Below are 17,779 nucleotides of genomic sequence, written 5' to 3'. Positions count from 1 at the left end.
CCCTTGCAGGCGATAAAGGGCTGGTTCAAACTCAAGCCAGAGCTGTTCAAGAAACAGCCATACTGCCTGCCGGGATGTGACCGCCTAGCAACTGTATTTCTTAGCCAGTTTGAATGGCCCATTTTTGCCGAGCTTTGCAGAGCGCATGATCGTATGTGAGTAAACCGGTTTGGGATGCAGAGCGCGCCGCAGGCGAGTTTTCGATTTTGCCAGCCAAAAATCTCATCTAAGCTGATTTCCAAGATGCAGATGGAGGATAGTGCATGAAAAATAGGATCAATACTAAACTGGCTTCGATTCTGGTTGCCGGCATGTTGGCAACCAGCGCGGTTTCGGCGCAGGAAGGGGCGACAAGCCAAGATGAAGCACTCACGACGCTTGTTGAACAAGGCGAACAGCTTTTCATTGACTATTGCGCCGTCTGTCACGGTGACAATGGTGAAGGCGGAGCCGGGCCGGCCCTGTTGAAGAACGCGAAAGTAGAGAGCCGCTCGGCGCTGGTTTTCCAGATCCTATTCGGAGCGACGGACCACGGCATGCCTCCGTTTGCTTCCGTGCTAACGGACGAGGAGATCGCCGCCATAGCGACCTATGTGCGAAACTCATGGGATAACGAGTACGGCATAGTCCTAGCGCGCTCGGTTGAGATGCGTCGCCCGGCGCAACCTGAGAGCGAAGGCGAGGCGGAAGCCACGACGAACTAAGAGTTCTCGCGCCCAATCGGCAGCGCAGACGCATTTTTGGAGTCGGCCGGCATGAGCCGGCCGTTTTTGTTTCGAGCGTCATTATCCAGGTTTGCTGTCGGCGGAATAAGCGGTGAAGTGGTCCCAAAAAACTGGACAGTCGTCCAAGGTGTATCCCAGACCTTTGAAGGGATACGAGAATGCCGAAGTGCCGGAAGTTTACGGACCAGTTTAAAGGCCAAGGCCGCGTTGGAAGCGTTGCGTGGCTACAAGGCATACAGGAGATCGCGGCGAAGCATCATGTGCATCCGAACCAGGTCAGCACATGGAAGCGTTAGGCTGTCGAAGGCATGGCCGATGTGTTTGCGCGTGGCGGCAAGCCGGAAGGGCCGACAGAAGCAGAAATCAAGGAACTCCATGCCAAGATTGGGAGGCTGGCCGTCGAGAACGATTTTTGTCCGAAGGGTTGAAGCGGTGAGCCCCTCAACCTCACGATTGGCCTCACGGATCGCATCGGACCCGGTGGCGCAAGTTGTCGAATACGCAACTAGATTACAAAGGCTTGTGGCGGACAGACAGGGATTCGAACCCTGGAGACGGTCTCCCGCCTACACGCTTTCCAGGCGTGCGCCTTCGACCACTCGGCCACCTGTCCGTTGGGGCGGGTTATACCGATGCGACGGCGAAGCGCAAGGGCCTTGCGCGGCCTTTGTCACCCTTCGAGATGCACAGTCACGCGCCTGTTGCGGCGGCCCTTTTTTTCCACCTTGCCCAAACGCACGGGTCCGATCTCCGCCGTGCGCCGCACATGTGTGCCGCCACAGGGCTGTAGGTCCACCTGCTCCACCGTTCCACCAATCCGTATCAGACGCACCCGTCCCGAACCGCGCGGCGGTTGAACGGACATCGTCTTGACCAGTTCGGGGTTGGCATCCAGCTCCGCCTCACTGATCCAGTCCTCGGTTACTTCGTGATCTGCGGCGATCAGCGCGTTCAGGCTGTCCTGCAAGGCCTGCTTGTCCTCGGGCGCGTCCGGCATGTCGAAATCGAGCCGCCCTTTCTCCGTTCCGATACTGCCGCCGCTCACCGGCAGGGGAATCACCACGGACAGCAGATGCAGCGCCGTGTGCACCCGCATGTGGGCATAGCGCCGCTGCCAGTCCAGCGATTGCAGCACCGTAGCGCCGACCGGCGGCATTGTGGCCCCCGTGTCCGGGATCAGGAGGATATCGTCCCCCTCGCCCTTGCTGGCGGTCGTGATGGGCGTGCTGCCACCATCCCACTCCAGAACGCCCCCGTCGCCGGGTTGCCCGCCCCCGGTCGGATAGAAGATCGAGCGGTCCAGTACGATCCCGTCATCGCTTGCCGACACGACCCGGCCCTCGGCTTCGCGCAAATAGGCGTCGGCGCGGAAGAGAGGCTCGGTCACGTCACATCCTCGAACACCTCGGGAATGTCATCACGGCTTTCGACCAGCCAATGCGGCACCGGCAGCTCCTTGGAGCGCAGGAATTCCGGGTTGTAGAGCTTGGAGCCGTAGCGTGTGCCGTAATCGCACAGGATGGTCACGATGGTATGGCCCGGCCCCATCTCACGCGCCATGCGCATCGCGCCCGCCACGTTCACGCCGGATGAGCCGCCCAGGCACAGGCCCTCATGCTCCAACAGATCGAACGCGATGGGCACGGCCTCGCTGTCGGGAATGTTGAAGGCCATGTCCGGGGTGAAGCCTTCGAGGTTAGCCGTGATACGCCCCTGACCGATCCCCTCGGTTATGGACGAACCGGAGGAAGCCAGTTCACCATGCGCGTAATACTCAAACAGGGCGGAGCCGTCCGGATCCGCGATGGCGATCTTCACGCCCTTGGGCTGCAACGCCATGCCGACACCGGCAAGCGTGCCGCCCGACCCGACGGAGCATACGAAGCCGTTCACCTTGCCGTCGGTCTGCTCCCAGATCTCGGGACCGGTGGTTTCCAGATGCGCCTGGCGGTTGGCGGTGTTGTCGAACTGGTTGGCCCAGATTGCGCCGTTCGGCTCGGTCCGGGCCAGCGCCTCGGCCAGACGCTGGGAATAGCGCACGTAGTTGTTGGGATTTTTGTAGGGCACGGCAGGCACCTCGACCAGCTCCGCGCCGGCCAGCCGCAGCATGTCCTTTTTTTCCTGACTCTGCGTTTCGGGAATCACGATGACCGAGCGGAACCCCATCGCCGCGCCCACCAGGCTCAACCCGATGCCGGTATTGCCCGCCGTCCCCTCGACAATGGTGCCGCCGGGCCGCAGATCGCCGCGCGCGACCGCGTCGCGGATCATGTAGAGCGCGGGCCGGTCCTTGACCGACTGGCCGGGGTTGAGGAACTCGGCCTTGCCCCAAATCTCGCATCCGGTGGCCTCACTGGCCTGACGCAGCCGGATCAGCGGCGTGTTTCCGATGCTCTCTGGCAGGTTTTCGTACACGTTGCGCATGGCAGGCTCCCCAATCTTTGCCCTCAGAACCTAGAGCCTCCTCGCCCGACCATCAAGCGCACCGGACCTTTCACTTTCGTCAAATATCCCCGCCGGAGGCCCCCACCTCACCCCCAGGCGGACCGCAGACGATCATGATGGATCAGCAGATGCTGGATCAGAACGATCAGCGGCCCGTTCTCAACCTCGCCCGAGGTCAGAGCATCGCGCAGATCCGCGACATCCAGCAGAACCGAACGAATATCCTCATGCTCCGTATCCAGCCCGTGCACACCACCCGCCTGCGACAGGTCGGCCTCGGCGATATAGCAGCTCATCTGCTCGGTCAGGCAGCCGGGGCTGGAATAGAAGGGCGACAGGGCGTCCATGCGCCCGATGGTCAGGCCGGCTTCCTCCTCCGCCTCGCGCCGAGCGGTCTGTTCGGCGGTTTCGATGGTGTCGATGCGCCCGGCAATCGGCTCCAGCAACCATGGCACCTGCGCGCCTCGTGCCAGGGGCGCGGGGCGGAACTGCTCGATCATCAGCACCCGATCCGTGCGCGGGTCCCATGGCAGCACGGCGACCGCATCGCCGCTGGCGAAAACCGCCCGATCCATCGGCCCCTGCATTTGACCGGCGAAGGTCCGGTGGCTCAGCCGCAGATCCTCGACAGCGAAATAATCCACATAGGGTCTTTTGATCCGCTCGACCTCCACATCCTCGCGGCTCAATCCGCTGCGGTGGATCACGGCGGGGCGTTCCGCGCGGGCGCGTGCACGGGCATAGGCGCGAAAGCGGATGCCGGGCCAGATACGATCCACATCCTTATCCGGCACCTGCCCGTACAGCGCCATCAGCTCACGCGCGCATTCGACGAAGGCGGCCTGCTGCTTTCGCGCCCATCCTTCGAAATCCCACGATCCGCCGATTTTCAGATGATCGCCCCGCACGAAAAAGACCTCTGCCTCGCGTGGTCCGTCTGCCGTGTGCACGGTGCGGGTTTCCAGCGCATAGTCGAACTCGTCCTCGAAATAGCGCAACCGCTCGACCGCGCCCTGCGGCAGGTTTGAGGCCAGTACACCTCGCGCCATCGCACCCTGGCGCGCCACGATGACCGGATAATCCTCGCCCAGAACCTCCACCACCGCGTGATCGGGCAGCGTCGCCTCACTCGCGTCGATGACCTCCGCGTATGGTCCCATCACAGTGTCGAACGTTTCGGCATCGCGCAGCGTGCCGTAGAAAAACAGGTGGCGGGTCATGGCGGGCGTCCTCGTTCGGTTCGACCCCGCGATAGCCCAGACAAAAAACTTTGTCGAAACGTTATTGTGGTTGATCCACCCGCCTCGGGACGACGTAAAAGGGGGGTAAAGAAAACGACCGGAATGTGCGCATAATGACCAGCCACCTGCCTTCTGACGCTATGCTCGCCGCCTTCGCGTCCGGCACCGCGACGCCGGGCGTGGATTTACTGATGCGAAGCCATCTGGCCATCGCGCCGCATTGCGCGGAGCGGCTCGACCTGATGCAGGATGTCGGGGGGGCCTTGCTGCACGACGCGCCCGCCGTGTCCCTGGCAAAGGACGCGCTGAACCGCACGCTGACCCGCCTCGACACACTGGAAGCGGAGCAGCCCGAGGACACCGCTCCCGAACCGCTGGGCATCCTGCCTGCCCCCCTGGCCGCCGTTCTGGGGCGACCGGTAGACGATTTGCACTGGCAGTTCCGCCTGCCCGGCCTGCACGAATACGTTCTCGAAGGCTATTCCGAGGGGGAGGACGTTTCCCTGCTGCGCGCGCGGCCAGGCGCGGGGATGCTGCAACACACCCATCATGGTGAGGAAGCGACCCTGATCCTGTCAGGTGAAATGACCGACGGCGACACCGTCCTGCGGCGCGGCGACATCGCGGAGGCGGACGGCGATCATGACCACCGCCCCCGAATTACGGGAGACGGAATATGTTACTGTCTGATCGTGATGTCGGGAAAGATGCGCTTCACCGGCCCGTTCTCCCGTGCGCTGAACCTGTTCACATGATCCTGTCGCGCCGCACGCTCATGTCCATTGGTGTTGCCGCCCTGGCCATGCCATCCGTGGCCCGGGCGCAGACGGCGTCGCGCCGCTATCGTCTGGATCGTGCGGGCAGCGAGATTGGAACCCACGACATCAGCATCAGCCGCTCCGGCGATACGATGACGGTGGATGTCAGCATCGCGATCGCGGTGCGAGTTCTGGGCCTCGTCGCCTATCGCTATGAGATGACGAGCCGCGAAATCTGGCAAAATGGCATGTTACGAAGCATTCGGTCGCGCAGTGACAATAACGGGGATGCGACCTTCGTGAACGCCGATCGGTCCGGGTCTGTGATTCGCATAGACGGCTCCGCATTCGCGGGCACTGCGGATGCAGGCGTCGGCACGACAAGCTATTGGAACCCGGCCATTCTGGATCGCCCCGTCTGGATCAGCACGCAGGGCGGCACCCCGCTCGACATTCGCGCCACCCGGACGGGCACGGCCAGTTACCCGGTATCGGGCGGCACCGTGGCGACGACGGCCTATGCGCTGGGGGCGGAGCTTCCCGCCACAGTCCACTACACCGCATCAGGGGAATGGGCCGGCAGCACGTTTGACGCCCGCGGATCGCAGGTCACCTATATCGCCGACAGTCTCAGCCCAGCCTTTGCCGAAATCTGGAGTGAATCATGAGTGTGTTTTCCAAGGTCATGACCCCCGATGACGGTGTCGCATGGGTGACGGGTGCGTCGGGCGGCATCGGGCGCGCGACGGTGTTGAAACTGGCGCAGGCCGGCTGGACGATCCACGCCACCGCGCGGGGCGAGGACGACCTGAACACCCTGGCGGCGGAGGGTCCGGCAGGTCGTATCATCCCCACCCCCGGCGACGTCACCGATGCCGAGCAGATGGCGCAGATCGTGGCGCGGATCACGGCGGAGCGTCCCCTCGCGCTCGCCTTGCTGAACGCTGGGGTCTACACGCCGATGCGTGCCAATGATTTCGATGCAGCCACCGCTGCGAAAATGTGGCGCGTCAATCTGGAGGGCGTCTCCAACTGTACCGATCCGGTGTTGAAGACGATGATCGCTCAGGGGACCGGGCATCTGGCCGTAACCGCCTCCGTCGCAGGCTATCGCGGGCTGCCAGACGCAGCGGTCTATTCCGGCACCAAGGCCGCGCTGATCGCCTATTGCGAGGCGCTGGCCATGGATCTCGAAGATCTCGGCGTGCGGATTTCCGTCATCAACCCCGGCTTCGTCGATACAGAGGCGACCGCCGTCAATGAATTCGACATGCCGTTCCTGATGCAACCGCAGGACGCGGCGGCGCGGATCGTCGCGGGCCTGGGCAAACCGGGATTCGAAATCGCATTCCCCACCCGGTTCGAGATATTGCTCAAGACCTTCGGCCTGCTTCCCAACCGCGCCTATATCGCCGCCGTGCGAAAGGCGACGGGCTGGAACGGCCAGGATCGACGCAAGAGCTAACCCTCGATCCGCGCCCGGTTGGCCGTCGCAACCTCACGCCCCAGCGGATACCGCCACATCAGCGCCACCGCCGCCAGTTTCAGCGCGACCGGCGCCAGCGCGTACAGACCGGCCAGCCAGATCAGCGCACCCTGCGCATTGCCGCCCTGGGCCGAAAAGCCCTGCCATTCCAGAACGATCAGCGCCACGCCCCCCGCCACCGCGACGGAGGCCTTGGTCGCCACCGACCACAGCGCAAAGAACGCGCCGGTCCGCGCCACGCCACTGCGCAGCGTGTCCACGTCCACCACATCGGCCTGCATCGCGGGCGGCAGGGACAGGTCCGCGCCCAGTGCAAGTCCACTCAACACGCAAATCACGGCAAATCCCGTCACATCGCCCGGTCCCAGCGTGAAGGCCACCGCGAAGATCGCACAGGCATAGAGCATGGCCAGACACCAGACCCGATGCTTGTCGAACCGCTTGCCCGCCCAGATCCACAATGGCGCGCCCAGCATCGCAGCCCCGAAATACGCGATCAGCAGCGGTCCCCCCGCCGCCGCGTCGCCCAAACGAAATTCAACGAAAAACAGGAACAGCGTCGCGGGCAGCGCATTCGCCGCCCCGTTCAGCAGATAGGCCAGCAACAACCGTCCGAACACCGGGTCGGTGCGCAGCACCCGCCACAATGCCTCCCTTCCCGGTGCAGGTCTGACAGCCCCCTCTGGCGCGCGCAGCGCAAGCAGGGTCAACACCGGCAAGCCAATCATCACCAGCAATGCGATCCGCTGCAATCCGGTGCCGGCCTCCGCCGTTCCGTAAAGCAGCATGGCGCAGACCGTTCCCAGCAGGCCCGCCGTCTCCCTCCAGACGGTCACGCGGGCGCGTTCGGCATAATCGCCGGTCAACTCCGCGCCCCATGCGAAATACGGCGTCAGGTACATGGTCCACGAGATGGTCAGCAATACCAGAAAGCCTGCGAACCAGACGATCCCGGCCCCGTTCGGCGGCACCAGCAAGGCCCAGACCGCCACCCCGATGCCGGGCAGGGCCAACAGCAACCACGGCTTGCGCCGCAATCCCCCTATGGTCACCCGATCCGACAGCCAACCCATGACCGGATCGGTGATCGCATCGAGCAATCGCACCGCAATAAACACGGCACCGATAACCCCGACGGACACCCCCATCGTGCCCGACCAGTACTGAGCGAGAAAGACATAGACAGGCAGGTACAGCGCCGCCATTGGCAGAGCAGGGGCGGCATAGGCAGCCAGTGCGCGGCGCCTCAGCCCGCTCTTGTCCCTCACCGTCTGACGGTCATCTGGACGACATTTGTCGTCTCGTAGCGGAAGGTCGCGGCGCAACTGGTCAGATAGAAATTCCACATGCGGCGGAACCGATCGTCAAAGCCCAGCGCCGCGATCTCATCCCAACGGGCATTGAACGTCTCATGCCAGCGGCGCAGGGTTTCGGAATAGCTCTGCCCGAACTGGATATTGCCGACCTCGCTCAACTCCGCCCGCGCGAACTGCTCACGCAGGGCCGACACCGAAGGCAGCATTCCGCCGGGAAAGACGTATTTCTGCACGAAATCGACGCTCTTGCGGTATTCCGGGAACAGCTTGTCGGCAATGGTGATGATCTGAAACGTTCCACGACCGCCAGGTTTCAACCGGGCGCGCACGGCGTCGAAATAGGTCGGCCAGTATTGCTCGCCAACCGCCTCGAACATCTCGATCGAGGCGATGCCGTCATAGGTTCCCGTTTCATCGCGATAATCGCGCATCGCGATCTCAACCTGATCCTGCAATCCGGCACGAGCGATACGCTCGACGGCGTAATCGTGCTGCTGCTGGCTGATGGTCAGGCCGGTCACCTTCGCGCCCCGTTCCTTCGCCGCGTATTCCGCGAAACCGCCCCAGCCGCAGCCGATTTCCAGAACATGATCGCCCGGCTTGACCCCCAGCTCGTCGCACATCGAGGCATATTTCGCGGTTTGCGCCGCCTCCAGCGCCTGCTGCGGATGGGTGAACAAGGCGGAGGAATAGCTCATCGTGTCGTCCAGCCACAGGCCGTAGAATTCATTGCCCAGATCGTAGTGGTAACTGATGTTCTTGCGCGCCTGATCGCGCGAATTGCGGCGCATCCAGTGGCGCGCCCGCTCCCACATCCGGACCAGTGCGATCCCCGGCGCATTCCGGCCGATCTGCTCGTTGTTGAGCAACAGCACGTCCAGCAGCGCCTGCAAATCGGGCGTATCCCACTGCCCGTCCATGAAGGCCTCAGAAAATCCCAGCTCCCCGTCACGCACGACACGGGCGAACATCGCGCCGTCCTTGACCTCGATCCGGCCATAGGGGCCCTGCTCGGCACCCTCGGCACGAAAGATCCGGCCGTCGGGAAGATGCGTATCGATGGTTCCGGCACGGATGTTCGACAGGATCGCGAAGCCTTGTCCGAACCAGCGTGGCAGGCCCGTCTGGCCCGAAGTCGTCGTCAAATACGTCATATCGAAACCTTCGGCAGTCTGAATCCAAAAATCAAATGAATGTTTATCGGGTGGCGGGGTCGGTGGTTCCCAGAAAGCGCACCCCCTTCAGGGCGAGGCGCAGCGCCTGCCAGTGGATCGCCACGATCACCTTCAGCGTCATCAGCGGATGGGTTGCCACCGCCCGCAACAGCGCCCGGTCGGTGGCGATCTGTCCATGGCCGGTCTGCGTGGCGATCAGAACCTCGCCGTCATCGCCATGCTGACGAATGCGCAGCGACAACCGCGCGCCCGGCGGCTGCACGTCGAATCGGTAGGTCTGCTGCATGGGAATGAAGGGGGAAACCCAGAAGGTCTTCTGCTGCCGCTGTCGGATCGCGCCGCCCTGAACCTGCGCCGGCAGGACATAGACCTGCTGCCCGCCATAGGTGTTTTTCACCTCGTAGAGCGTGGCATAAACCTCATCCTGCGCATCGCGGCAAAAGTAGACCGATAACGGGTTGAACACGATGCCCCACAATCGCGGAAAGCACAGCAACTCCACCCGCGCGGGCGCGGGCAGATCGTGATCGGCCAGCATCCGCGTGACCCATGGGCGCAGGTCCGACCCGTCCCGCGGGCCGTGATCCTTCGCATCGAAGCGCAGGATCCGGCCCCAGACCCGGCTGTCCCGCATCGCCATGCTCATCCGGTCCAGATCGAACAGGCATGAGAAGACGCGATAGCGGAACCGGTGCCGTTTCGGCAGCAACCGCATGTGCATGACATGCCCGGTATACAGGGTGATGGCGGGATTCATTCCGCCGCCTGTGTCATGGGTGACAGGATCGGGGTGGCATCCTCGCCCCGCCATGCGGGTTGCGCGCCCATTGCGGCGGCGACCCGCAGACCCGCGCGCAAACCGTCCTCGTGAAATCCGTAACCCAGCCATGCGCCAGCATACCACACACCACCCCGACCTTGAATCGCGTCAATGTCGCGCTGCCCGTCGAAGGCAGCCTGCGTGAACAGCGGATGCGCATAGTCGAACGTCGCATGGACCAGTGCGGGGTCCGGCTCCACCCCCGGATTCAGGCTGACAAACAAGGGCTGCGCCCGGTCGATCCCCTGCAAACGGTTCATCCAATAGGTGATCGGTGCCGGGCGCGTGCCGTCCCGCGCCCCATCGCTGAGGAAATTCCAGCTGGACCAGACGCGGCGGCGGCGCGGCATGAGCGCCGGATCCGAATGCAGGACAGCCCGGTTGGAGGAGGTCCCGAACGCCCCCAGAATGCTGCGCTCCTGCGGGTCGATGTCGGCCAGCAGGGCGCGGGCCTGCGGTGCATGTGTCGCCAGAACGACCTGATCGAATGCCGCCTCGGACCCGTCCGCGAACCGCAGATGCGGCCGCCCGGCGGGGCGCGTGATCTCGACCACATTCGCCCCCGCGACGGCCAGCGGCAGCGCCCCGATCAGGCGGCGTACATATTCCCGGCTGCCCCCGTCCACCGTCCGCCAGCGTTTGCCCGCGCCATTCCCGTTGAGCAATTCGTGATTGCGAAAGAAATTGACGAAATTCTCCGCCGGGAAATCCAGCATATCGCCCACAGGCGTGGACCAGATCGCCCCGCCCATCGGCAACAGGAAACTGTCGCGCAACCAGTCGGAATATTCCTTGCGCTTCAGATAGGAGCCGAGGCTGACGCCCCGCAGCCGTCCAGCCTCCAGATCGACGGGGGCTTCCTCGTGAAAGCGCAGAATCTCACGCACGCCCTTGCGAAAGGTCGGCCGCAGCAGGTTCGTCGGCTGGGCAAAGATCTTCCACAGGTTGTCGCAGGCATATTCCGTGCTGCCCCCATTCATGGACATGCCAAACGACATGTCGGACTCCTTGGTGGGCACGTCCAGATGCGCGAACAGCCCCGTCAGATTCGGATAATTGTCGTGGTTGTAGACGATGAACCCGGTATCCACGGGCGTGCCGTCCACCTCCACCGTATTGGCGTGGCCACCAAACCGCTCCGCCGCCTCGATCAATGTGACCTCATGCGCTTCGCTGAGTGCGAGGGCGGCGCCCATGCCCGAAATGCCTGAGCCGATGATTGCGATTTTCACGTGTCCGCCCCTTCCTTGTAAGTCTCGTAGGCGTCCAGCGCCCTTTGCCGGCCCTCCTTCAACCCGATCATGCGATCGGGATAAGGATCGTCCGGTGACATGCCCCAGCTGTCTGGAATTGCCCGAAAATACGCGGCAGCATCCGGGGAAGTTTCAGGGTTCAGCCACCTTCGACGATAACGCCCATCGGGGTCGAACTTCTCGGCCTGGGTTTCAGGATTGAAGATACGAAAGAAGGGCGAGGCGTCCGGCCCCGATCCCGCCGCCCACTGCCAGCCCATCGCGTTCGAGGCCGGGTCGTGGTCGATCAGGCAATCCTCGAACCAGGCTAGGCCCACTTGCCAATCGGTCAACAGATGTTTCGTCAGGTAGGAGGCGACAATCATCCGCACCCGGTTGTGCATATATCCGGTCACGTACATCTCACGCAGTCCGGCATCGACGATCGGCTCCCCCGTCATGGCCCGACGCCAGCGTTCGGCATCGTCGCTGTCCTCGCGCCAGGCGAAGTCGCGCCATTCCTCGCGCCAGTTGCGGTCCTCGATATGCGGGGTGTGATAGACCAGATGCCAGGCGAAATCGCGCCAGGCCAGTTCCTTGCGAAACGTCTCCGCGCCCGTGCCGGGGCGCAAGGCCGCGTGCCAGACGGTACGAATGCCGATCTCGCCCAGGGTGAAGTGCTCGCTCAAGCGAGAAGTCCCGTCCCGGTCGGGGCGGTTGCGGTCGGTCGCATAATCCTCGATCCCGTCTTGGAGGAAGCGATCCAACCGCGCCATCGCTGCCTTTTCACCAACATTGACGTGCTGCGCCACGACCTCCGCGCCGCGCCGCATCGCGGCACCCAGCGCCCAGTCGTCCAGAGTCTCGCCTTCCGGCCAGTTCGCCGGGGCGTCGATCTGCGGCACCGGCAGCGGTTGCGGCACCGCGACCTCACGCACATTCTTCCAATAGGGGGTGAAGACCTTGTAATAGCCGCCGCTGCCCGTCTGGACCGTCCAGGGTTCGTGCAGGACATGGCCGGGATGGCTGATCACGCTCAAACCTGCATCGCGCAGGGTCTCCTTGACGCGGGTATCCCGCTCGACCGAGGCGCCGTCATACAGACGCGCCCAGTGCACGTCCTGCGCGCCGACCTCCGCCGCCAATGTCTGCAAGACCTCCGCCGGGGGGCCGGAGCGCAGGATCAGCCGCGATCCGCGCGCCGCCAGCGCCTGCGAAAGATCGGCCAGTGACAGGCCCAGACGCCATTTCGCCGCCGCGCCCATCGCCTCGACCTGTGCATCGCGGATAAAAACCGGGATCACGATGCCCGCCTCGGCCGCGGCGCACAGCGCCGGATGGTCCGCCAGACGCAGATCGCGGCGCAACCACAGGATCGCCGTCCTTACGGTATTTCCATCATGTGCAGTGCCATCGGCCAAGGGGGGTCATCTCCATCGCAAGGTGTCGTATTTCCTACGACGCCCCCCGTCCTTCGGATCACCTTTCCGGCGATGATTTCACAAAACCCGCTGCAGGGCCGCGCATAACCCGTCGATTTCCTCTTCGCTGGTATAGTGGGTGAAGCTGACGCGCAGCACACCATGCGCCGGGTCGATGCCCATCGCCTCCAACAAGCGGACGGCGTAGAAATCCCCGCCGCCGCACATGATCCCGTCCGTCGCCAGATCAGCCGCCAGATCGGCGCCCTTGCGGGCATGATGCAGCGCGATGGTCGGCGCCCTGTCTGCCGGGTCAAGCGCCCCCAGGACCCTGACGTCCAGATCGGAAAGGCATTCCAGCACCGGTCCCGTCAGCGCCATTTCCCGTGCCCGCATCAGATCGTGCACTCGCGCGGCGCGGGCAACCGGCCCGGCCTGCGGCTCAGCTTCGAAATGGTGCGCATACAGCGCGTCGATGTAATCGGCGATCCCAGCGCAGGCCGCGATCTGCGCGTGGTCCGGCCCGGCAGGGGTCAGCCGCTTGCCGGGATATTTCGCGTTGAACCAATGCCCTTGATTGGGCAGCGCGTCGATCACGGCGCGGGTGGCGCACAGGATCCCCTGATGCGGGCCGTAGGTCTTGTAGGTGGAGAACAGATAGATGTCCGCGCCCAACGCCCCGATATCGGGCAGGCCGTGCGGCGCATAGCTGACCCCATCGACACAGGCCAGCGCACCTGCGGCATGTACCTTGGCCACGATGGCGGGCACGTCGTTGATCTGCGCGATCAGGTTCGAGCAATGGGGGAAGCAGACCACCCGCACCCGATCATCCAGCAACGCCTCCAGATCGCGCAGCGCCAGATGGCCCTCTGCGTTCATGCGCCATTCGCGCACCTCGAAGCCCTCGTCAGCCAGCCGCCGCCACGGGCCGGAATTGGCCTCATGGTCCTGGTTGGTAACCACCACCGCGTCACCCGGCTGCATCATCTGGCGAAAGGCATTGGCCAGCACATAGGTGTTCTGCGTGGTCGAGGGGCCAAAGGCGATCTCATCCTCACCGACGTTCAGCATGGCGGCCAGACGCGACCGCGCCTCGTCCATCTCCGCACCCCCGGCGGCACTGGGTGCGGTATCGCCATAAGGCTGCAACTTGCGCGAGGTATAGAACCGCGTCAGCCGCTCAATGACCTGCGCACAGGCGAACGAGCCGCCGGCATTCTCGAAATGAGCCAGCCCCCGCAGTGAGGGGTCGGCAAAGGCGGGAAACTGCGCCCGCACGAAATCCAAATCCAGCGTCGCCATAGACCATCCCTCCATTCGGTTTCGCGGTAGCCTAGCTGGGCTTCGCGACGGCCACCAGACGAGGGGCGCGCCAAATGAAAACGGGCGCGGGGTTGTGAAACCTCGCGCCCGCAACCTCTCAGTCAGATCAGCGACACATCATTTCTGGTTCAGTTCTGCCCGCTCGCTCTGCAATCCCTTGAAGATGCAATAGCACATCGCCAGCAGAACGAGCGTGAACAGCAACCCGGTGGAGATCACCATGGATTGCAACGCCGCCAGTCCGCCGCCGATCAGCAGCGCGATCGCGACCGCGCCTTCGAACACGCACCAGAACACCCGCTGCGGCAACGGGGCATCGACCTTGCCACCCGCCGTGATCGTGTCGATCACCAGCGACCCGGAATCTGACGAGGTGACAAAGAACACGATCACCAGAATGATGCCGATGAACGACGTGATCGACGCCAGAGGCAACCCGTCCAGCATCCTGAACAACTGCAACGGCAAGTCCGCATCCTGCGCTGCGGTATAGCCGTCCGCGACCACCTGATGCACCGCCGTTCCGCCAAAGATCGACATCCACATCACGCACACCATGCTGGGGATCAGCAGGACGCAGATCACGAATTCGCGCACCGTGCGGCCCCGGCTGACCCGCGCGATGAACATGCCGACAAAGGGCGACCAGCTGATCCACCACGCCCAGTAGAACGCCGTCCAGCCCTGGCTGTAGTTCACATCGGCTCGTCCGAACGGGTTCGACAGGGCGGGCAGGAACTGCACATAGGCGACCAGCGACTCCCAGAAGAACGAGATCAGAAACACCGTCGGTCCGACCAGCAGCACGAACAGCGCCAGCAACGCGGCCAGACCCATGTTGATCTCCGACAGGATTTTCACCCCGCCGTCCAGACCGCGCAGAACCGAAATCAGCGCGACCGCCGTGATCAGGGTGATCAGCACCACCTCGGTCGTGCGGCCCATCGGAATGCCGAACAGCTCGTTGAGACCCGCACTGGCCTGCGTCGCGCCGAAGCCCAGCGAAGTGGCCAGACCGAACAGCGTAGCGAACACCGCCACGATGTCGATGATATGGCCCCACCAGCCCCAGATACGCTCACCAAAGATCGGATAAAACGCCGACCGGATCGTCAGGGGCAGACCCTTGTTATAGGTGAACAGCGCCAACGCCAGCGCCACCGTCGCGTAGATTGCCCAGGGATGCAGCGCCCAGTGATAGATCGTCGCCGCCATGCCCAAACGCAGCGAGCCCGGCTCATCATTCAGGGCCCCGCCCAGCGGCGCCCAGTCGGATCGCAACCCGCCCTCGCTGACCGTACCACCCAGAGCGGTGGAGAAGTGCGTCAGCGGTTCCGACACGCCGTAGAACATCAAGCCGATGCCCATCCCCGCCGCGAACAGCATCGCGAACCAGCCGATATAGGTGTAATCCGCGACCGCATCACGCCCGCCCAAACGGACCTTGCCATAGGGCGACACGATCAGCAGCAGGGCGAACAGCACCACCAGATCGCCCACGCCGATGAAGAACCAGTCGAATGTCTGGGTGGTGAAATCGAACATCGCACTGAACACACCTCCGGCCTGTTCCGGCAGCGCGATGGTGTAGAACACGAACGCCACGATCGCGAGGCCCGAGATCAGGAATACCGGATTGTGGATGTCCAGTCCGAACGGACCGATCGAGGCCCGTATATTGTCCTGTCCGATTTCATATTCCGTGTCGATGATGTCCGCGTCCCCCTCGGGCGCGGGAATGCCGTGCGTGTTCGTGTCCGTCATATGGGCCAATCTCTCCTGTATTATCGCGGGTTACCGGGTCGCATCCCGGGGGATATACCCCCCTTCCTACGTCATAAGGTCGCAGATTGCGACCCATCCGCGAAATCAGGCCCCAAATCGGGCCCAGTGACCAGACCCGGTCACCAGTCCCGAAATCAAGCGTTCACGTCCACCAAAACGCGGCCCTTCACCTGACCTTTCAGAATGTTCGCGCCAAGTTTCGGCAAATCGCCCAGTCCCGCCGGTTGGATCATCTGCGCCAGTTTGTCCATTGGCAGATCGCTGGCGACACGCTGCCACGCGCGGACGCGGTTGTCATAGGGCTGCATCACACTGTCGATGCCCAGCAGGTTCACACCGCGCAGCAGGAACGGCACGACCGTGGCGGGCAGACCCGCACCGCCGGCCAGTCCGACCGCCGCGACCGAAGCACCGTATTTCATCTGTCCCAGCACGCGGCCCAGCATTGCACCGCCGACGGCATCGACACATCCGGCCCAGGTTTCAGCCTCCAGCGGGCGTTTTACCGTCTCGTTGATCTCCTCACGCGCGACGATCTGCGTTGCGCCCAGCGATCGCAGGTAATCCGCGGTTTCGGGCCGACCGGTGACACCGGCGACCTCATACCCGCGCGCGGCCAGAATGGCGGTGGCGACCGAGCCGACACCCCCCGCCGCGCCGGTGACCAGAACCGGGCCGGTGTCAGGCTTCAGCCCGTGATCCTCCAGCGCCATGACCGCCAGCATTGCCGTGAAGCCGGCGGTGCCGACCGCCATCGCGTCGCGCGTGCTCAACCCATCGGGCAGCGGCACCAGATGGTCGGCCTTCACCCGTGCCTTTTGCGCATAGCCGCCCCACCGATTCTCACCCACGCGCCAGCCTGTCAGAACCACCTTGTCGCCGGGGGAATACCGCGCATCGTCCGAGCTTTCGACGGTTCCGGCCAGATCGATGCCCGGAACATGCGGATAGTCGCGCACCAGACCGCCACCCGGCCCGAGGCACAGGCCATCCTTGTAGTTCACCGTAGAGTATTCGACGGCGACCACGACCTCACCTGCGGGCAGATCTTCCAGTTCGATCTGCTCGACCTGTGCCGAAGTCTTTCCCTCGTCGTCCTTGCGAACCACCAAAGCGTTGAAACTCATGTCTTCCTCCGTTTTTGGCTCAGATTTTGGCTCAGATTTGCTCAGCCCTCAGCCAAGAAAGCCGCGTCCCGCGACCCCCAGTCCGAGTGCCACCAGACCGATCCCGATGGGCGCGGTCAACCACCGACCGATCTTCGGCGTTTTTTCCAGCACCATCAGAACGGCCGCCAGTCCCATCCAGAGCAGGCTCATCATGCCCCCGGCAAAGCCGAGCGCGATCAGGCCCCAGCAGCACAGTGCGCAATATTTCCCCGCCTTCAGACCCAGCCCGATCCCGCCGCGCAGACCGGGGCGAAATTCCGCCAGGAACATGCTCATCGGGCTTCGGCACAGATGGGCGCACCGGTCCTTGGCTTCGGTGAATTGGTACAGGCCCGCAACGATCAGCAATACGGCAGAAAACAGCGGCGACATGTTCTGCCCCGTGGGGCCGGTCAGACCGATATGCACCAGTCCGGTCTGCACCGCGGCCAACAGTGCGGCCACACCCATCCAGACACCGGTATAACCGACGGCCAACCCGGCAAGCCCCACCGGCCGCGCGATTTCCGCCTCCACCAGATCCATGAAGATGCGGGCCGTCGGAACGAAGGTCGGCAGCATCATCGCCGCCATCATCACCATCCACATCGCAAACAGCGACAGGAACCGGTCCATGTCGAGCATGTCGCCCTGCCCGGACGATCCTCCCTGAATCGTCGCGGTATCCAGCGACATCTGCGTCGTCATGCCGGGAAAACCCAGCCAACCGACCTGCATATGCGAGGACCAGACGAAAAGCACATACCACGCCGCCAGACATCCGGCGAAGAACATCAACCATGCCACCATTCGGGTTCTGACCAGAATGCACTCGATACCGCGCCCGTTTTCAATATCCGCCACTTGCCGAATTTTCCCTTCACCTGCGACACCCCGGATC

At 63.5% G+C, this 17,779-nt stretch carries 16 protein-coding genes and 1 tRNA gene; 4 read left to right on the top strand and 13 right to left on the bottom strand.

What is annotated here, in order from left to right:
* The first annotated feature begins 263 nt into the window (after positions 1 to 263).
* A complete protein-coding gene (locus G8E03_RS03585; RefSeq protein ID WP_166188760.1) occupies positions 264 to 704 on the top strand; it encodes a c-type cytochrome in 441 nt (146 codons plus the stop codon).
* 544 nt (positions 705 to 1,248) lie between these two features.
* On the opposite strand, the gene G8E03_RS03580 is transcribed toward G8E03_RS03585, so the two are convergent.
* From G8E03_RS03580 to G8E03_RS03565, 4 genes are all read right to left on the bottom strand, one after another.
* Positions 1,249 to 1,338, bottom strand: a tRNA-Ser gene (locus G8E03_RS03580).
* A 57-nt stretch (positions 1,339 to 1,395) separates the two neighbouring features.
* Positions 1,396 to 2,112 carry an alanyl-tRNA editing protein gene (locus tag G8E03_RS03575; protein WP_166188757.1) on the bottom strand — a complete coding sequence of 239 codons (717 nt, stop codon included), beginning with the start codon at positions 2,110 to 2,112 and terminating at the stop codon, positions 1,396 to 1,398.
* The gene (locus G8E03_RS03570; protein ID WP_166188755.1) at positions 2,109 to 3,149 is read right to left on the bottom strand and encodes a cysteine synthase A; all 1,041 of its coding nucleotides are present in this window, start codon (positions 3,147 to 3,149) and stop codon (positions 2,109 to 2,111) included. The genes G8E03_RS03575 and G8E03_RS03570 overlap by 4 nt, the downstream gene beginning before the upstream one ends.
* A 107-nt stretch (positions 3,150 to 3,256) precedes the next feature.
* A complete protein-coding gene (locus G8E03_RS03565; protein ID WP_166188753.1) occupies positions 3,257 to 4,390 on the bottom strand; it encodes an NUDIX domain-containing protein in 1,134 nt (377 codons plus the stop codon).
* Between the two features lie 134 nt (positions 4,391 to 4,524).
* Between G8E03_RS03565 and G8E03_RS03560 the strand changes: the two genes are divergently transcribed.
* The 3 genes from G8E03_RS03560 to G8E03_RS03550 are packed head-to-tail and all read left to right on the top strand — an operon-like array spanning position 4,525 to position 6,634.
* Entirely contained in the window at positions 4,525 to 5,166 is a 642-nt protein-coding gene (locus G8E03_RS03560) for a ChrR family anti-sigma-E factor (protein ID WP_166188750.1), read from the top strand.
* A gap of 20 nt (positions 5,167 to 5,186) precedes the next feature.
* On the top strand, positions 5,187 to 5,837 hold the full coding sequence (locus tag G8E03_RS03555; RefSeq protein WP_205793215.1) for a DUF6134 family protein: 651 nt from the start codon (positions 5,187 to 5,189) through the stop codon (positions 5,835 to 5,837).
* Positions 5,834 to 6,634, top strand: a complete 801-nt coding sequence (locus tag G8E03_RS03550) for an SDR family NAD(P)-dependent oxidoreductase (RefSeq protein WP_166188746.1) — start codon at positions 5,834 to 5,836, stop codon at positions 6,632 to 6,634. The genes G8E03_RS03555 and G8E03_RS03550 overlap by 4 nt, the downstream gene beginning before the upstream one ends.
* On the opposite strand, the gene G8E03_RS03545 is transcribed toward G8E03_RS03550, so the two are convergent.
* From G8E03_RS03545 to G8E03_RS03505, 9 genes are all read right to left on the bottom strand, one after another.
* Positions 6,631 to 7,923, bottom strand: coding sequence for an MFS transporter (locus G8E03_RS03545; protein ID WP_166188743.1), 1,293 nt, complete (start codon positions 7,921 to 7,923; stop codon positions 6,631 to 6,633). The genes G8E03_RS03550 and G8E03_RS03545 overlap by 4 nt on opposite strands.
* Positions 7,920 to 9,125 (bottom strand): SAM-dependent methyltransferase, encoded by a 1,206-nt coding sequence (locus tag G8E03_RS03540; protein ID WP_166188741.1) that lies wholly within the window; start codon positions 9,123 to 9,125, stop codon positions 7,920 to 7,922. The genes G8E03_RS03545 and G8E03_RS03540 overlap by 4 nt, the downstream gene beginning before the upstream one ends.
* 43 nt (positions 9,126 to 9,168) lie before the next feature.
* Positions 9,169 to 9,903, bottom strand: coding sequence for a DUF1365 domain-containing protein (locus G8E03_RS03535; RefSeq protein ID WP_166188739.1), 735 nt, complete (start codon positions 9,901 to 9,903; stop codon positions 9,169 to 9,171).
* Positions 9,900 to 11,198: an NAD(P)/FAD-dependent oxidoreductase gene (locus G8E03_RS03530; protein ID WP_166188737.1), complete on the bottom strand. Its 1,299-nt coding sequence runs from the start codon at positions 11,196 to 11,198 to the stop codon at positions 9,900 to 9,902. The genes G8E03_RS03535 and G8E03_RS03530 overlap by 4 nt, the downstream gene beginning before the upstream one ends.
* Entirely contained in the window at positions 11,195 to 12,619 is a 1,425-nt protein-coding gene (locus G8E03_RS03525) for a cryptochrome/photolyase family protein (protein WP_240910411.1), read from the bottom strand. The genes G8E03_RS03530 and G8E03_RS03525 overlap by 4 nt, the downstream gene beginning before the upstream one ends.
* Before the next feature lie 78 nt (positions 12,620 to 12,697).
* The gene (locus tag G8E03_RS03520; protein WP_166188734.1) at positions 12,698 to 13,924 is read right to left on the bottom strand and encodes an aminotransferase class V-fold PLP-dependent enzyme; all 1,227 of its coding nucleotides are present in this window, start codon (positions 13,922 to 13,924) and stop codon (positions 12,698 to 12,700) included.
* 138 nt (positions 13,925 to 14,062) lie between these two features.
* Positions 14,063 to 15,709 (bottom strand): BCCT family transporter, encoded by a 1,647-nt coding sequence (locus tag G8E03_RS03515; RefSeq protein ID WP_166188732.1) that lies wholly within the window; start codon positions 15,707 to 15,709, stop codon positions 14,063 to 14,065.
* A gap of 155 nt (positions 15,710 to 15,864) precedes the next feature.
* Positions 15,865 to 16,857 (bottom strand): acryloyl-CoA reductase, encoded by a 993-nt coding sequence (gene acuI, locus G8E03_RS03510; protein WP_166188729.1) that lies wholly within the window; start codon positions 16,855 to 16,857, stop codon positions 15,865 to 15,867.
* 48 nt (positions 16,858 to 16,905) lie between these two features.
* Positions 16,906 to 17,742 (bottom strand): DUF2182 domain-containing protein, encoded by an 837-nt coding sequence (locus G8E03_RS03505; RefSeq protein WP_166188727.1) that lies wholly within the window; start codon positions 17,740 to 17,742, stop codon positions 16,906 to 16,908.
* Positions 17,743 to 17,779: the final 37 nt, after the last annotated feature.

The organism is Pontivivens nitratireducens (assembly GCF_011290545.1).
GTDB lineage: Bacteria > Pseudomonadota > Alphaproteobacteria > Rhodobacterales > Rhodobacteraceae > Pontivivens > Pontivivens nitratireducens.
Note: the sequence above shows the minus strand (reverse complement) of the source record. Positions and strands in the feature narration are given on the sequence as shown.